Genomic DNA, 14944 nt, shown 5'->3' on the forward strand with positions numbered 1-14944 from the left:
TAATTATGTCTACACTCTTTACGCCCCTTACCGTAGGGCCGTTAACGCTGACCAACCGTATTGTCGTCCCGCCGATGTCGCAATATTCCGCCGCCAGCGATGGCATCGCTACGCCGTGGCACGCCCAGCATATTGGCGGCCTGGCGATTTCCGGCGCCGGGCTGGTGATTTGTGAAGCGAACGGCGTCACGCCGGATGGACGTATTACGCCGCACTGCCTCGGCCTGTGGAACGACGAACAGGCGCAGGCACTGAAAAAGCTGCTAGCGGATATTCGCACCTACAGCGCCACGCCAATTGGCGTGCAGCTTAACCATGCGGGGCGCAAGGCGGGCACCAATCCGCCGTGGCGCAATCAGGGCGCCTCACTGTCTGACGAAGAGGGCGGCTGGCCGACGGTCGCGCCCTCTGCCATTCCTTACAAACCCGGCTGGCGCGTGCCGGAAGAACTCGACGAAGCGGGCATGACGCGCATTATCGACGGTTTTGTTGCTGCGGCGTCTCGTGCTCTGGAAGCGGGCGTCGATTTCGTTGAGCTGCACGCCGCCAACGGTTATTTACTGAATCAGTTCCTGTCGCCGCTTAGCAACCAGCGCCAGGATGAGTACGGCGGCAGTCCGGAAAACCGGATGCGTTTCCCGCTGCGGGTGGCAAAAGCGCTGCGTGATGCGTGGCCGAAAACGCACCTGTTGGGTGTGCGTTTCAACGGCGGCGAATTCGCGCAAGGGGGGTTAGGCCTGGTAGAGGTGGTGCAGTTTGCTCGCGAACTTCATGCGCTGGGCTATGATTATCTTCATGTTTCTGGCGGCTACAATATCTACAACCAAACGCCGCCGGCGGATAAGCCCGGTTACATGGTGCCGTTTGCGGCGGCGGTAAAAGAGGCATTGCCGGATGCGGTGGTGATCACCGTAGGCCTGATTTATGAAGCGCAGCAGGCGGAAGATATCCTGCAGGAGGGAAGGGCGGATCTGGTCGCTATCGGACGCGGGATGCTCGACGACCCGAACTGGCCGATTCATGCCGCGATTGCCCTCGGCGAAACGCCGCCCTGGCCGAAACCGTATGACCGCTTCGGGCCGCTTGGCTGGCCGACGCACCAGACCCAGGAGGCCAAATGAATACAATGCCGATTGTCGATCACCGCATTTACACCATCCGCCTGCGTAAGATGAACGAGTTCATCGAGGTTTTTGATTCGCTGGCGATGCCGATATTGCTGGAAACGCTGGGGCACCCGCTGGGATTCTACACGAGCTTTGTGGGCCCGCAGAACCAGTTTGTTCACCTGTGGGGGTACGAAAGCCTGGCGGAGTATGAACGCCGTAGCCGGCTGCGCGACGCGCATCCAGGATTTGCCGCCTATTTAAAAGCGTCGGAACCGTTTATTGTGGCGCAGGAGACGCGGCTGATTCGGGCGACGATGGCATGTGCGCGCTGATGCCCTCACCCCGGCCCTCTCCCACCGGGAGAGGGAGAAAACCGGCGCAGGGACTAGCAACTGAGCACAATCAGTCCCCTCTCCCACGGGGAGAGGGGGAAAACCGGCGCAGGATTTGGCAACTGAGCACTATCGGTCCCCTCTCCCTGGAGGGAGAGGGCTAGGGTGAGGGGGAAATGCTCGCGCCAATGTTCCCCATGATTTCCATCCAATGGAGGCACCATGAACCTGAGCAACAGCATTCCGGTCTTTAAGCTCTACGGTGAAAGCCTGCACTGGCCGACGCCGGATTTGCTGCATTGTGAATCTATTCACAGCCGTAGCAGCCTCTATGACTGGTGTATCCGCGTGCATCAGCATACGGATCTCATCCAGCTTCTCTACGTCCACAAAGGGCAGGGTGAAATTGAAATCGAAGGCGTGACGCACACTTTCGCAGACGCCTGCATCCAGATAATTCCCGCGCTTTGCGTGCACGGTTTTCGTTTTTCACCCGGAACGGAAGGGTTTTCTCTCTCGCTTGCCGCGCCGCTGGTGGCGCAGTTCGAGCAGCAGTTTGGCCGTCCGCTACAGGTGTTAAATCAGGCCACCTGCGTCCCGGTCGGTAATTCGCGGGAAAAAATTCAGTCACTCTTCGAGACGCTCCAGCAGGAATATCAGTCTGATAACGATGCGCGCGATATGATGATCCACTCCCTGCTCAGCGCCCTGATGGTATGGCTGAACCGCCAGGCCGCACCGCAGCCGAGCGCCAGCGACAAAGTAGAGCGCAAGCGCGCCGCAATTCGTCGTTTCAATCAACTGGTGGAGAATCATTACCGGGAGCACTTCCCGGTGGCGCATTACGCCAGTGAAATTGGCATGTCAGGCGTTCATCTCAACACATTGTGCCGGGAGTTTCACGGCTGTAGCGCCCTGAGCGTAGTACATCAGCGCCTGCTGCTGGAGGCCAAACGTAGCCTGCTGTACACCAGCATGACGGTGAGTCAGATTTCAGATTATCTTGGCTTCAGCGATGCGACCTATTTTTCGCGCTTTTTCCGTCGCGCAACGGGCGCCTCCCCTCGAGGATTTCGTGACAAACCGACCGCAGTCTGCGAGATACCTGCCCACGCCTAGTCGCGAGCAGGCATTTGTTTTTATTTTCCGCTAAACCCTGGTCGCGGCAGTTTCCCCATCAGCATGGTGGGCAGGCCGCCATCGACGCCCAGTTCCGCGCCGTTGATATACCCTGATTTGTCGCTCAGCAGGAACAATACCGCATTCGCGATATCTTCCGGCTGGCCAATGCGCTGGCTGGCGGTAAAGGCTTCGCGGCTCTCGCGTACGCCCGGTTGCGCATAATAATCTGCGGTCAATGCCGTTTCGATCATCCCAGGCGCGACCACGTTACTGCGTATGCCATCTGTACCCCATTCCACGGCAATCTGTTGTGATAACAGGCCTACCGCCGCTTTGCCCGGGCTGTATGCGCCGCTCCACGGCTGCGGAATGCGCCCGGAGATGGAGCCAATATGCACAATACTGCCGCTACCTGCCTGACGCATGTCATGGGCAAACTCGCGCGCGCACAGCAGATATCCGGTCAGGTTGACCGCCAGTTGAGCTTGCCATTGCTCAACGCTAATGTCCGCAAGCCCAGCCGGGCGCAATATCCCGGCGGCGTTCACCAGCCCGCGGCACGGCCCCAGTTTTTCTCGCACGCTCAACGCCGCCTCTTTGATTTGCGCTTCGCTGCTGACATCGCAGGCCACGACTAAACGCCGCCCCGGATATACCGACAGTCGTTGTTTTACCCCTTCGCAGCCTTCGGGGTTACGGTCGAGCAGGGCGACATCCGCTCCCTGTTGCGCCAGTGCCGTGGCGATGGCTTCGCCAATTCCGCTTGCCGCGCCGCTAACGGCAAATATATGTCCGGCAAGGCCTAACCAGTCGTGAGTTTGATGTGATTCGCGCATGGGGTTACTCCCTTGTTATGTGATGAAGGCAGGTGTCAGAAGTCAGTTAATTGTTTGATGCGCACGGGAAAAAGGGAATGGACGAAAAGAAAGCAGACTGACACTTTTCGATGCGAAAAGTCTTTTTGCGAACCCGCGCATGGTTGAGTTCATAAAACTGTTAGTGTATTTTTATTCACTAAAATCGCATAATTAACAAAATTGATTATTTAGGGGATGAATCATGTTGAAGAAAATCGCACTGGCGGGGTGTTTACTGGCGGCGCTGGCAGCGCAAACTGTCGCGGCGGCACAAACCTATGTCGTGGGCTCTGGCGGAACCTATCGCCCATTTGAGTTTGAAAATAGCCAAAAACAGCTGGAAGGCTTTGATATCGACATCATCAAAGCGATCGCTAAAGCGGAAGGTTTTGACATTAAGCTGGTGAATACGCCGTGGGAAGGGATTTTCGCCACCCTGAACTCCGGCGATCGTGACATCATTATTTCCGGCATTACCATCACCGACAAACGTCAGCAAATGGTCGATTTCTCTGCGCCTTATTTCCCGGCGGATCAGTCCATTGTGGTGGCGAAAGATTCTGCGGTGAATTCCCTCGCCGCGCTGAAAGGCCAGAAAGTGGGCGTGGTGAACTCCAGCACCGGCGATATCGTGGTTTCGGATGTATTGGGTAAAAACAGCACCGATATCAAACGTTTTGATAATACCCCGCTGATGTTGCAGGAGCTGTATGAAGACGGCCTTGGCGCGGCGGTAGGCGATGTGGGTGTTGTGAAGTATTACATCAAAAATCACCCGGAAAAAGCTTTCAAACTGGTGCAGGACGATAAGTTCCAGCGTCAATATTTCGGGATCGCAGTCGCCAAAGGGAACGATGAACTGCTGGGCAAAATCAACGCTGGCCTGAAGAAAATCGTCGCCGACGGCACTTATGCCAAAATTTACACCCAGTGGTTTGATGCCGATGTGCCTGTCTTACCTGCGCAATAACAACGCGGATACTTATTTTAAAAACGGACAGGATGTGTCATGACCGGATTTCGTTGGGAAATCATCCAGGAGTATGCGCCGCTCTTTGTTGAAGGCGCGTGGATGACCATTAAGTGCACCATTATCTGCGTGATTTTGGGCACCTTGTGGGGGTTATTACTGGGCCTCGGGCGGATGGCAAAAGCCGAACATGGCCCATGGCGTTTTATTCTGCGCTACTTTGTGCAGTTGCCGGTGCGCGTTTACGTCAGCGCATTTCGCGGTACGCCGCTGTTTGTGCAGATTATGGTCGTGCACTTCGCGCTGGTGCCGCTGCTCATCAACCCGCGCGACGGCGTGCTGGTGACGAGCGGCATCATGTCGGTCGATTTCGCCCGTATGCTGCGCTCGGACTACGGCGCGTTTCTCTCCTGTATTGTGGCGATTACCCTCAATGCCGGGGCGTATGTCTCGGAGATCTTCCGCGCGGGCATTCAGTCTATCGACCGTGGGCAGATGGAAGCCTCACGCGCGCTGGGAATGACGTGGGGCAAAACCATGCGCAAGGTCATCCTGCCGCAGGCGTTTAAACGTATTCTGCCGCCGCTTGGCAATAACGCGATTGCCATTGTGAAAGATTCTTCGCTGGCTTCGGCGATTGGCCTGGCCGATCTCGCCTACGCCGCGCGGACGGTTTCTGGTGCGTATGCCACCTATTGGGAACCGTATCTGGCGATCTCGATTATTTACTGGGTGCTGACGTTTATCTTGTCGCTGCTGGTCCAGCATATGGAAAAGAGGTTGAGCAAAAGTGATTCACATTGAAAATCTGCAAAAACGTTTTGGTGCGACTCACGTGCTGCGCGGGATCTCCTGCGAGATTAAGCCTCAGGAAGTGGTGTGCGTTATCGGCCCCTCCGGCTCCGGGAAAAGTACGTTCCTGCGCTGTCTGAATGCGCTGGAAACACCCGATGACGGCAAGGTGTCGGTGAATGGTTTTGATATTCATGAGCCCAAAACCAACCTCAACAAGATGCGCGAAAGCGTCGGCATGGTGTTTCAGCGTTTTAATCTTTTCCCGCACATGACGGTGCTGGAAAACCTGATTATGGCGCCCATGTCGGTGAAAGGGCTGTCGCGTTCCGAGGCGATTAGCCGTGCGGAATTGCTGTTACAGAAAGTTGGGCTGCTCGACAAAATCGACGCCTGGCCCTCCAGCCTTTCCGGCGGTCAGCAGCAGCGCGTGGCCATTGCGCGTTCTATGGCCATGGAACCGTCGATTATTCTGTTCGATGAACCGACCTCCGCGCTGGACCCTGAGCTGGTGGGCGAAGTGCTGGAAGTGATGAAAAATCTCGCCCAGGAGGGGATGACGATGGTGATCGTCACCCATGAAATGGGCTTTGCGCGGGAAGTGGCTGACCGCGTGCTGTTTATCGATCAGGGCATTATTCAGGAAGAGGGAACGCCGGAGCAGATCTTTACCGCGCCGCAAAACCCGCGCACGGCAGCATTTCTGAGTAAAGTGTTGTGAGGTTCGCCCGGCCTTTTGCCGGGCGTTATTTCAGTGCAGGCCAAACTCCGCCATCAACTGTTGGCGCAGTTCCACAAATGCGCCGTCGCTGCGTTCGCGCGGGCGGGGGAGATTCACATCGATAATTCTGATGGGGTTGCCTTTCACTTTCGGCAAAATTAACACCCGGTCAGCCAGATAAATCGCCTCTTCCAGGTCGTGCGTCACCAGTACCATGGTGATATTTTCCGTGGTGCGGATGCGTTCCAGCTCTTCCTGCATGGTGATTTTGGTCATCGCGTCCAGCGCGCCGAGCGGTTCATCCAGCAGCAGAATTTCCGGGTCGATCGCCAGCGCACGGGCGATACCGACGCGCTGGGCCATGCCGCCGGAAAGCTGGCCGGGCAGGGCATTTTCATACTGACTCAAGCCGACCAGCTCAATAGATTGTTTCGCGCGAAGGCGCGACTGCGCTTTTGATTTTCCCTGCACGTCCAGGCTGAAGCTGACATTATCCAGCACCGACAGCCAGGGCAGCAGGCGCGGTTCCTGGAAAATCACCGCGCGCTCGCGGCTCATTCCCTGCACTGCGCGCCCGTCGATGGCCACCTCTCCGGCGTCGGGCTGTTCGAGCCCGGCAAGAATACGCAGCAGGGTGGTTTTACCGCAGCCGCTGGGCCCGACGATGGCAATGCTTTGCCCGCTTTCAATATGCAGATTCAAATCGCGAAATACATCAAACGGCTGGCCGTCGAGAGAGAATGCTTTATGCAGGCGGCGAATGGCGATATCGCCGCGCGGTAAATCAGTATGTGGCATCGTCATGGCGGTTTCCTCAGACTTTTAACAGAATATCGCTGGTTTTCAGCTGATCTTTTTGCAGCACGCCGCCGCGTTGCAGAACATCCAGCCAGAACTGCACGTCGTGATCTTCCGCCAGCCCACCTTTACGCACGCCGTAGCCGGTGAAATATTTCGCCAGCTCCGGATTTTCGCCGCGCTCTTTCAGCTTCTGTGCCAGAATTTCGCGCGTTTTTTCCGGATTCTCACGGGCGAAATCGAGCGCGCGCGGGGATTGCAGCACAAAGTCACGCGCCGCCTGCGGGTGCGCTTTTACGAAATCCGCGCGCAGAACGGTAAACCCGCCCGCGATAGGGCCAAGAACTTCCGTATCGTTAAGGATCGGGCGCAGGCCGCCGTGGCTACGGGCCACGCCTTCAAAGGTGGTTTGCCAGTAGCCAAATGCGGCAACATCCACCTGGCCGGAGCGCAGGGTTTGCTCAAGCTGCGGGCCCGGTACGGCCACCAGGCGCGCGGCTTTTTCCGGCAGCCCGGCTTTATGCAGCGCTTCGCGAACCGTGTAATCGAGATGTGCACCTAAGGTATTGATAGCGATACTTTTCCCTGCCAAATCTTTCACTGATTTGATCGGGCTGTCCTCCCGAACATAGAAAATCGATTTGGTGGTGTTATCGATGCCGTTGGTCGGATACGCCGCGACAAATTGGTTGCCCCCGGCGATGGAGTTGATCACCGCAGGCGTTGCCGCAGAACCGATATCAATGCTGCCTGAAGCCAGCGCAAACAGCGACTCTGGCCCGCCGCTGGCGTAACCGGCGCTTTTAAACGTGATGCCCGTGTCTTTGAAATAACCTAACGCATCCGCCAGTTCATGGGCGGAAATGCCGCCGTGGCTGGTCATATAGCGCATCGTTACGGCATCCTGCGCCTGTGCTGCGGAGGAGGCGCCAATAAGCATCAGCGTGGTCGCCCAAAAAAGCGGAAGAATTTTTTTCATGATCTGTTCCTGTCTGCGATGAGTGTTTTCTTATAGTGGGTGGTGCAAAACGTTACTGGTCACGCGGATTCCAGCGACACAGGCGGCGTTGCAGGAACACCAGAATGGTGTTGGCGAGCAGCCCGGCCAGCGCCAGCAGGAAGATGGCGGCAAACATGAGCGGGATCTGGAAATTGTACTGGGCGTTCATCACCTGGAAGCCAATTCCGCGATTTGCGCCAATCATCTCGGCGGCAATCAGCAGCAGCAGGGCGGTAGTGGCGGATAGACGCAGGCCGACGAAAATGCCCGGGATCGACGCCGGAACGATCACCCGGCGGAACAGCGTCAGTTCGCCTGCGCCGAAAGTTCGCGCCATCTCCAGCAGCTTGCCATCGACCTGCTTCACGCCGCTAATGGTCGATAACAGCACCGGGAAGAGGGCGGCCCAGAAGATGACGAACACTTTCGAGGTTTCGCCAAGGCCGAACAGCAGAATAAAGACCGGATAGAGCGCCAGCGCGGAGGTCTGACGGAACAGTTGCAGAATCGGATCCAGCGCGCGTTCAATCGGGCGGATTTGCCCCATAAACAGGCCCAGCGGAATCCCGATAATCACCGCCGAGAAAAACGCCAACCCGGCGCGTTGCAGGCTGATGGAGATATCCCCCAACAGCGCGCCGGAATGGACGCCGTTCCATAATGCCAGCACCACTTTATCGAGCGGTGGGATCACCGCCGGGTTCAGCCAGCCGACGCTGCTGGCGACCTGCCAGCCCGCGAAGAAAAGCATCAACAGGCCGTAACGGGCGAAGAAATTCAGGCTGCGCTTTGACCAAAGCGCCGCGGTTTTCGCCGCCGCGCGCGGGCGGGAAAGGGCGGCCCCGGTGGAGGGATATAACATGCTCATGGTTCACTCCTCAGGCGACTTTGGCGCGGTTCAGGGTGGAATGCCGATTCTCGGCAAACGGCAGCCCGAGGTTTTCACGCAGCGTCGTCCCTTCGTACGCCGTGCGGAACAGCCCGCGCTGTTGCAGGATGGGCAGCACCAGTTCAATAAAGTCATCCAGCCCGCCAGGCAGCCACGGCGGCAGAATGTTAAACCCATCGGCGGCTTCGTTCTCGAACCACTCCTGGAGCGTATCTGCCACCTGTTCGGCACTGCCGACGATGGTAAAGTGACCGCGGGCGGTGGCGACCCACTGATAGAGCTCGCGAATGGTGAAGTTGTTTTCATCGGCGATCTGGCGGATCAGCTCCGGGCGCGATTTCATCCCTTCGGTCACTGGCAGCGGCGGCAGCGGCCCATCGAGATCGTACTCCGCCAGATTGATCGCTCCCCCGGCCAGCCCGTTTAACAAGGCGATACCGTCAGACTCGACAATCAGCGAGGTAATTTTGCGGTACTTTTCCTGCGCTTCTTCTTCCGTACGCCCGACGAACGGTGCGACACCCGGCATGATCAGCACGTGATCCGGGTTACGGCCTGCCGCTCTGGCGCGTGCTTTGATATCGCGGTAGAAGGCCTGCGCAGTGTGCAGATGCTGATGGGAAGTAAATATCACCTCGGCGGTGGCGGCGGCCAGCGCGCGTCCGCTCTCGGATTGGCCGGCCTGGACAATCACCGGTTGCCCCTGCGGCGAGCGTGGCACGTTCAGTGGGCCCTTCACCTTGAAGAATTTTCCCCGGTGATGTGTGGCATGCACCTTCTGCGCATCAAAGAAAACGCCGGAGGCTTTATCGCGGATGAATGCGTCGTCTTCGAAGCTGTCCCACAGCTTTTTCACTACATCAACATGCTCGGCCGCACGCTGGTAGCGATATTCATGAGGATGTTGCGTATCAAGATTGAAGTTGTGCGCGGCGGCGTCGGTCGCGGTCGTCACCACGTTCCAGCCCACGCGGCCGCCGGAAATGAGATCCAGCGAGGCGAATTTTCGCGCCAGGTTGTAGGGCTCTTCATAAGTGGTGGAGGCGGTGGCGATAAAGCCGATATTTTTGGTTAACGGGGCGAGGGCGCTGAATAAGGTGACGGGTTCAAAACCGGCCACTTTGGCGCTGCCGCCTTCGGTTCCTCCGGCTGCGGGGACCGCCAGACCGTCAGCCAGAAAATAGGCGTCAAACAAGCCGCGTTCGGCCGTTTGCGCGAGCTGTTTATGAAACTCGAAATTGGTCGCGCCATCTGCTGGCTGGTCCGGATGACGCCACGCGGCGATGTGTTGTCCACCGCCGGGCAGAAAAGCGCCGAGCTTTATCTGTTTAGTCATGTGCCTTACCTCCTGATGGGATGCGGAATGTTCCGCCTGGAGGCCAGAATAGCGAGGGAGTTCCGCTAATTTGAAATAACAAATGTTGAATAGATTATCTGTTTTTTGGTTATAGTCAGACGACGACAGCAAGAATGCAGGCTGGCTTGAGTGAACTTTGTATTAATTGTTACGCTAAATTAGCGATAACTTTACTTGTAATCGAGAGTACGCCTAAGTGGGTAGGTTATTATTTAGTTTTACCAATAGTTCGCCCGCTTTTAATTTGCGATAACGTATAATCAGCGGGGTGCACCAGGATAAAATAACTTAAAAACACGATGATGGTTGGGTTTTACTGGATATACGCAATAATTATAATTAAAATCATCGTGGCATTTATAAATTGCAGGGTCTTCAATCCGCCACGGGGTGGAGCGGGTTTAACCTTGGGTAAAAGAGAGAAAAATAGAATCGTATCATGGATATATCCCTGCAATTATCAATCAAGTTTATTAACGAACTCATAAAAATCGTCTCTCCGGAGTTAGTCAAACACATGGAGCGGACGGCCATCGTCGCGATGGAGCTTTGCGATTATCTTGAACTGAGTAAAGAGCAGCAGAAGAATGTCTATATTGCTGCATTACTCCATGATATTGGGGAGCTAATCGATATACGCAGTCGCGAGTACGGTGATTTTCATTCTAATAATGAATTGCATCAACGTTATACTTATAACATGCTGAACGGTCTTGATATTTTTGAGCAGACTAAAGCGATTGTCTATACGCGTCGTGCGGGGTATGAAGACAAGCATCAGCAGGAAAAGGCCATCCTCTCTTTCTGCGATCGATTTGAGTACGATTTGCGCCTGTACCCGGATAACCTGGCTTCCTGTAGCGAGGATATCTGCAATGGGTTTGCTCAGCGTTACAGTGATTTCCCCGCTGAGTTTTATGATTTTCTGAATACTGTCAGCCAGCGGGAATATTTTTGGTTCCGTTTGCAAACCGATAATATTCCTCGGGTTGTTAATGTTATCTCGCCGATAAAAGTCATTCATCTGGATATCGATGACTTCCAGCAAATTTGTACGCTGATTGCCCGTATTGTCGATACCCATAGCGGATTTACAGCGGCCCACAGCATGACCGTAGGGCTTGTGGCGAGAGAGTTGGCATATTACAGCGGAATGACCAGCTACGATCAGCAGCGAATTGAAATTGCCGGTTATCTTCATGATATTGGCAAACTGTATGTTCCTATTAGTCTGCTTGAGAAAAAAAGTGCGCTGTCGAGGAAAGAGTACAGCATGCTGAAAGAGCACAGTTATAAAACCGCAGAAATTCTTAGCGTTGTGGCGGAATTAGGCGAGATTGCGGCATGGGCAGCGAACCATCATGAACGACTTGATGGTTCAGGATATCCTTACCATCTGAACCGTATTTATCTCGATATCCCCAGTCGTATTGTGGCGGTGGCAGACTTCTTTACCGCATTGACAGAAGTCCGTCCGTATCGAGGCCCACTGAGTATTCAGGATGCACTGGATATCATGGATAAAGCCGTAGAAGACGGCTCGATTGACGGTGAAATCGTCGCGCTGCTGTATCAGCATAAAGAGGCCTTTTACGGTATTGTAAACCAGGCTCGCGAAGGGGGCAGGTCGCTGGTGCGGGATGTGGCGTCTATTCCTTAATAGTTGGGCTGCGATCGGCATAGATAACCAGCCCAATCCCCGATAATGTCACCACGATCGACATAAGCATACGTGCGGTTAATGCCTCACCCAAAAACACCATTCCACCCAACGCCGCCAGACAAGGCACGCTCAGTTGCAGCGTGCTTGCCGTGGCCGGGCTGAGCCTCGGGAGCAGGGAATACCACAGTAAATAGGCGGCGCCTGACGCCAGCGCGCCCGAGGTGACCGCCAGCATAAGTCCGCTCGCATCCATATGGCCTGTCATTCCGTTCAGTAGAAAAACGACCAGTGCAATCGGCACTGCCAGAATAAAATTACCGGCGGTGGCCGCGGCGGCATTTTGTACCCGTTTCCCGGTAATGCAGTACGCCCCCCAGGCGGCGCCGGATGCGATCATCATCAACGCGGCGGTGAGCGGAGGGCGCGCTGCGCCAGGCAGCAGCAATAGCACCAGACCTGCCATTGCGGCAATGATACCGACGGTTTTCAGCGGTGTCAGGCGCTCGCCGCCCAGGAATCCCCACCCGGTCATGACCAGCTGTACCGTGCCGAATAACAGCAGTGCGCCCATTGCCGCGCCCATCGAGACATAAGCAATAGAAAATGCGAAAACGTAGAGCGCAAGCAGGCAAGCGTTCAGCCAGTTAAATTCTGGTTTCTTCTTAAGGGCGGGGAGCTGGAGCAAAAGAAAAAGCGCAATCGCGCCGCTGAGCAGGCGCACGCTGCTGAAAGAGACCGCATCCATATGCAGACCCTTTAATGCCAGACGGCAGAGCAGGGAATTTGCCGCGAACGCGACCATCGCCAGAATAATTTTCAACAGCACCGATATTCCCCCTCTGTATAAGCGCTCCATTCTACAGGCTCTGCTTCGTGCGTCATCCCTTTCATCACCCGGCTAATTATGCTTGATTGCTAAATTTTAATGAGTATAGTTCTCGTTCTCTTTATCGTTTGCGACGAGTTCTGACGCTGTTCATCGGGCGTACAGGCAAATAAATAAGCATCGCAGCAAACGTCATCTTCAGCGTCTTTCACGAGCGAATTATGCACAACACAAAGGGTTTCACTTCTCCATTACGCAAAACGCTGCTGGCGTTAGCGATAGGCAGCGTAGCGCACTCCGCCAGCGCGGCAACCACCACCGATACTCCGGCTAAAAAAGCGCAGGAAGAGACGATGGTGGTTCAGGCCGTTGAGGGCAGCGATTTTAAACCGGGCGGCGACCAGCCGGTTCCGGCCTACCTCGATGGACAAATCGCCCACGGCGGGCGTCTGGGAATGCTGGGCGAGCAGAAAGCGATGGATGTGCCGTTTAACGTCATTGGCTACACCTCAAAACTGATGGCCGATCAGCAGGCGAAAACCATCGCCGATGTGGTCAGCAATGATGCGGGCGTGCAGACGGTGCAGGGCTACGGTAACTTTGCGGAAACCTATCGTATTCGCGGCTTTAAGCTTGATGGCGATGACATGACCATGGGCGGCCTGGCCGGCGTGGTGCCACGTCAGGTAATGGATACCCAGATGCTGGAGCGCGTGGAAGTCTTCAAAGGCGCGAACGCCTTGCTGAATGGCGCGGCGAGCAGCGGTGTCGGTGGGATGATCAACCTTGAGCCGAAACGGGCTGAAGATACGCCAATCACCCGCGTGGGCGTGGACTACACCTCTGACTCTCAGGTGGGTGGTTCGCTGGATCTGGGGCGTCGCTTTGGTGATAACAACCAGTTCGGCGCGCGCGTGAACGTGCTGCACCGCGAAGGAGAGGGGGCGGTCGATAATGACAAACGCCGCACGACGCTGGCGTCGGTGGGGCTGGACTATCGCGGCGATCGATTCCGTTCATCTCTTGATTTTGGCTACCAGAAGAAAACCTTCCACGGCGGCACTATGGGCGTCAACATCAGCGGCGTCGATTTCGTTCCTTCCGTTCCGGATACCACCAAAAACTACAGCCAGAAATGGGGCTATAGCGATATCGAAAACGAATTCGGTATGGCGAAAGCCGAGTACGATCTCACCGATAACTGGACGACCTACGCGGCCTGGGGCATGCAGCATGGTCACGAGCAGGGGACCTACAGCGCGCCGAAGCTGGTCAATGCCAATGGTGATGCGACGGTTGGTCGTCTGGATACTAATCGTCTGATCGATACCTACAGCGGAATGGGCGGCGTGCGCGGTAACTTCGATACCGGGCCGGTCAGTCATCAGGTGAATATCGGTTATGCCGCACAGGTACGCAAAGATGCGACGGCATGGCGCATGTCCTCCAATAACCCGACCACGAACATCTATGATAATCATGATGTTGCGATGCCAGATAACGCGTGGTTTGGCGGTAATTATACCGACCCGCTGACCACCTCGCGCAGCCGCGTTCAGGGCTGGCTGTTCAGCGATACGCTGGGCTTCTTTGACGACAGCGTGCTGCTGACGGCGGCAACGCGCTACCAGAAAGTAGTGGTACGTAACTACAGCAATGCCACGGGCAATGAAGACCTTTCTGGTCGCTACACGGAAAGCCGCTGGACGCCAACCGTGGGCCTGGTCTACAAGCCGTGGGAAGAAGTCTCGTTCTACGCTAACCATACCGAAGCACTGCAACCGGGCTCTAACGCACCGAGCACCGCCGCCAACGCCGGGCAAAGCACCGGTATCGCACATTCCAAACAGAATGAGCTGGGCGTGAAGGTGGATTACGGCAACGTCGGCGGCTCGCTGGCGCTGTTTGAAATCAAAAAACCAAACGCCATTTCCGATGCGCAGAATTATTACAAAATGGACGGCGAACAGCGCAACCGTGGCGTTGAGTTAAATGTCTTTGGTGAACCGATGCTGGGCCTGCGCCTGAACGGCAGCACCCAGTGGTTGAACGCGGAACAGCGTAAAACGGCTAATGGCGCAACCGACGGCAAAGATGCCGTGGGCGTGGCAAACTTCTACATGGTGCTGGGCGCTGAGTACGATATCAAACCGGTAGAGGGCTTAACCGCCACCGCACGCGTGAATCATACAGGCTCTCAATATGCTGATGCGGCAAACACCAAGAAACTGGATAGCTATACCACCCTCGATCTCGGTATGCGCTACCGCATGCGCCTGAACGCGGATCAAAACGAAATGGTCTGGCGCGTCGGTGTGAACAACGTGACCAACGAGAAGTACTGGTCTGGCGTGGATGATACCGGCGTTTACCTGTTCCAGGGTGAACCAAGAACGCTGAAAGTCTCAATGACGTACGACTTCTAATCGCGCCATTTTGTGGTCTAGCGCCCCGGTAAGCCTGGCTTATCGGGGCGTTTCATTAATTACCACTCTGAATGTATTGCCT

At 55.8% G+C, this 14944-nt stretch carries 14 protein-coding genes; 8 read left to right on the forward strand and 6 right to left on the reverse strand.

What is annotated here, in order from left to right; genetic code table 11:
- Positions 1-5 precede the first annotated feature (5 nt).
- From ACWWFX_RS10540 to ACWWFX_RS10550, 3 genes are all read left to right on the forward strand, one after another.
- The gene (locus ACWWFX_RS10540; protein WP_473223765.1) at positions 6-1121 is read left to right on the forward strand and encodes an NADH:flavin oxidoreductase/NADH oxidase; all 1116 of its coding nucleotides are present in this window, start codon (positions 6-8) and stop codon (positions 1119-1121) included.
- Positions 1118-1441 carry an NIPSNAP family protein gene (locus ACWWFX_RS10545; RefSeq protein ID WP_276218577.1) on the forward strand — a complete coding sequence of 108 codons (324 nt, stop codon included), beginning with the start codon at positions 1118-1120 and terminating at the stop codon, positions 1439-1441. The genes ACWWFX_RS10540 and ACWWFX_RS10545 overlap by 4 nt, the downstream gene beginning before the upstream one ends.
- 222 nt (positions 1442-1663) lie before the next feature.
- On the forward strand, positions 1664-2560 hold the full coding sequence (locus ACWWFX_RS10550) for a helix-turn-helix domain-containing protein (protein ID WP_473223766.1): 897 nt from the start codon (positions 1664-1666) through the stop codon (positions 2558-2560).
- A 20-nt stretch (positions 2561-2580) separates the two neighbouring features.
- Here the strand turns inward: ACWWFX_RS10550 and ACWWFX_RS10555 are convergent, their stop codons facing one another.
- Complete coding sequence (locus tag ACWWFX_RS10555) at positions 2581-3399, reverse strand: SDR family NAD(P)-dependent oxidoreductase (RefSeq protein WP_473223767.1); 819 nt, start codon at positions 3397-3399, stop codon at positions 2581-2583.
- Positions 3400-3622: 223 nt separating this feature from the next.
- Here ACWWFX_RS10555 and ACWWFX_RS10560 point away from each other — a divergent pair, with 223 nt between their 5' ends.
- The 3 genes from ACWWFX_RS10560 to ACWWFX_RS10570 are packed head-to-tail and all read left to right on the forward strand — an operon-like array spanning position 3623 to position 5903.
- Entirely contained in the window at positions 3623-4390 is a 768-nt protein-coding gene (locus ACWWFX_RS10560; RefSeq protein ID WP_015965461.1) for a basic amino acid ABC transporter substrate-binding protein, read from the forward strand.
- Positions 4391-4429: 39 nt separating this feature from the next.
- Positions 4430-5194, forward strand: coding sequence for an amino acid ABC transporter permease (locus ACWWFX_RS10565; protein ID WP_015965460.1), 765 nt, complete (start codon positions 4430-4432; stop codon positions 5192-5194).
- A complete protein-coding gene (locus tag ACWWFX_RS10570; protein ID WP_276218569.1) occupies positions 5181-5903 on the forward strand; it encodes an amino acid ABC transporter ATP-binding protein in 723 nt (240 codons plus the stop codon). The genes ACWWFX_RS10565 and ACWWFX_RS10570 overlap by 14 nt, the downstream gene beginning before the upstream one ends.
- 30 nt (positions 5904-5933) lie before the next feature.
- Here ACWWFX_RS10570 and ACWWFX_RS10575 read toward each other — a convergent pair whose 3' ends face one another.
- From ACWWFX_RS10575 to ACWWFX_RS10590, 4 genes are read right to left on the reverse strand one after another with little or no spacing between them, the layout of a single operon-like run.
- Positions 5934-6707, reverse strand: coding sequence for an ABC transporter ATP-binding protein (locus ACWWFX_RS10575; RefSeq protein WP_276218567.1), 774 nt, complete (start codon positions 6705-6707; stop codon positions 5934-5936).
- Between the two features lie 10 nt (positions 6708-6717).
- Complete coding sequence (locus ACWWFX_RS10580) at positions 6718-7680, reverse strand: ABC transporter substrate-binding protein (protein WP_473223768.1); 963 nt, start codon at positions 7678-7680, stop codon at positions 6718-6720.
- A gap of 52 nt (positions 7681-7732) precedes the next feature.
- Complete coding sequence (locus tag ACWWFX_RS10585) at positions 7733-8569, reverse strand: ABC transporter permease (protein ID WP_276218564.1); 837 nt, start codon at positions 8567-8569, stop codon at positions 7733-7735.
- 10 nt (positions 8570-8579) lie between these two features.
- Positions 8580-9926: an LLM class flavin-dependent oxidoreductase gene (locus ACWWFX_RS10590; protein ID WP_276218562.1), complete on the reverse strand. Its 1347-nt coding sequence runs from the start codon at positions 9924-9926 to the stop codon at positions 8580-8582.
- A gap of 460 nt (positions 9927-10386) precedes the next feature.
- On the opposite strand from ACWWFX_RS10590, the gene ACWWFX_RS10595 reads away from it, so the two are divergent.
- Positions 10387-11607, forward strand: a complete 1221-nt coding sequence (locus ACWWFX_RS10595) for an HD domain-containing phosphohydrolase (protein WP_276218560.1) — start codon at positions 10387-10389, stop codon at positions 11605-11607.
- Here ACWWFX_RS10595 and ACWWFX_RS10600 read toward each other — a convergent pair.
- A complete protein-coding gene (locus ACWWFX_RS10600; RefSeq protein ID WP_276218558.1) occupies positions 11597-12436 on the reverse strand; it encodes a DMT family transporter in 840 nt (279 codons plus the stop codon). The genes ACWWFX_RS10595 and ACWWFX_RS10600 overlap by 11 nt on opposite strands.
- 221 nt (positions 12437-12657) lie before the next feature.
- On the opposite strand from ACWWFX_RS10600, the gene ACWWFX_RS10605 reads away from it, so the two are divergent.
- Positions 12658-14862: a TonB-dependent receptor gene (locus tag ACWWFX_RS10605; protein WP_456147350.1), complete on the forward strand. Its 2205-nt coding sequence runs from the start codon at positions 12658-12660 to the stop codon at positions 14860-14862.
- Positions 14863-14944: the final 82 nt, after the last annotated feature.

This window comes from Pseudocitrobacter sp. 2023LY-00077 (genome assembly GCF_055796175.1).

Coding starts and splice junctions, on each gene's coding strand:
- ACWWFX_RS10540 (WP_473223765.1), top strand. CDS start 6: ATGTCTACACTCTTTACGCCCCTTACCGTAGGGCCGTTAACGCTGACC.
- ACWWFX_RS10545 (WP_276218577.1), top strand. CDS start 1,118: ATGAATACAATGCCGATTGTCGATCACCGCATTTACACCATCCGCCTG.
- ACWWFX_RS10550 (WP_473223766.1), top strand. CDS start 1,664: ATGAACCTGAGCAACAGCATTCCGGTCTTTAAGCTCTACGGTGAAAGC.
- ACWWFX_RS10555 (WP_473223767.1), bottom strand. CDS start 3,399: ATGCGCGAATCACATCAAACTCACGACTGGTTAGGCCTTGCCGGACAT.
- ACWWFX_RS10560 (WP_015965461.1), top strand. CDS start 3,623: ATGTTGAAGAAAATCGCACTGGCGGGGTGTTTACTGGCGGCGCTGGCA.
- ACWWFX_RS10565 (WP_015965460.1), top strand. CDS start 4,430: ATGACCGGATTTCGTTGGGAAATCATCCAGGAGTATGCGCCGCTCTTT.
- ACWWFX_RS10575 (WP_276218567.1), bottom strand. CDS start 6,707: ATGACGATGCCACATACTGATTTACCGCGCGGCGATATCGCCATTCGC.
- ACWWFX_RS10580 (WP_473223768.1), bottom strand. CDS start 7,680: ATGAAAAAAATTCTTCCGCTTTTTTGGGCGACCACGCTGATGCTTATT.
- ACWWFX_RS10585 (WP_276218564.1), bottom strand. CDS start 8,569: ATGAGCATGTTATATCCCTCCACCGGGGCCGCCCTTTCCCGCCCGCGC.
- ACWWFX_RS10590 (WP_276218562.1), bottom strand. CDS start 9,926: ATGACTAAACAGATAAAGCTCGGCGCTTTTCTGCCCGGCGGTGGACAA.
- ACWWFX_RS10595 (WP_276218560.1), top strand. CDS start 10,387: ATGGATATATCCCTGCAATTATCAATCAAGTTTATTAACGAACTCATA.
- ACWWFX_RS10605 (WP_456147350.1), top strand. CDS start 12,658: ATGCACAACACAAAGGGTTTCACTTCTCCATTACGCAAAACGCTGCTG.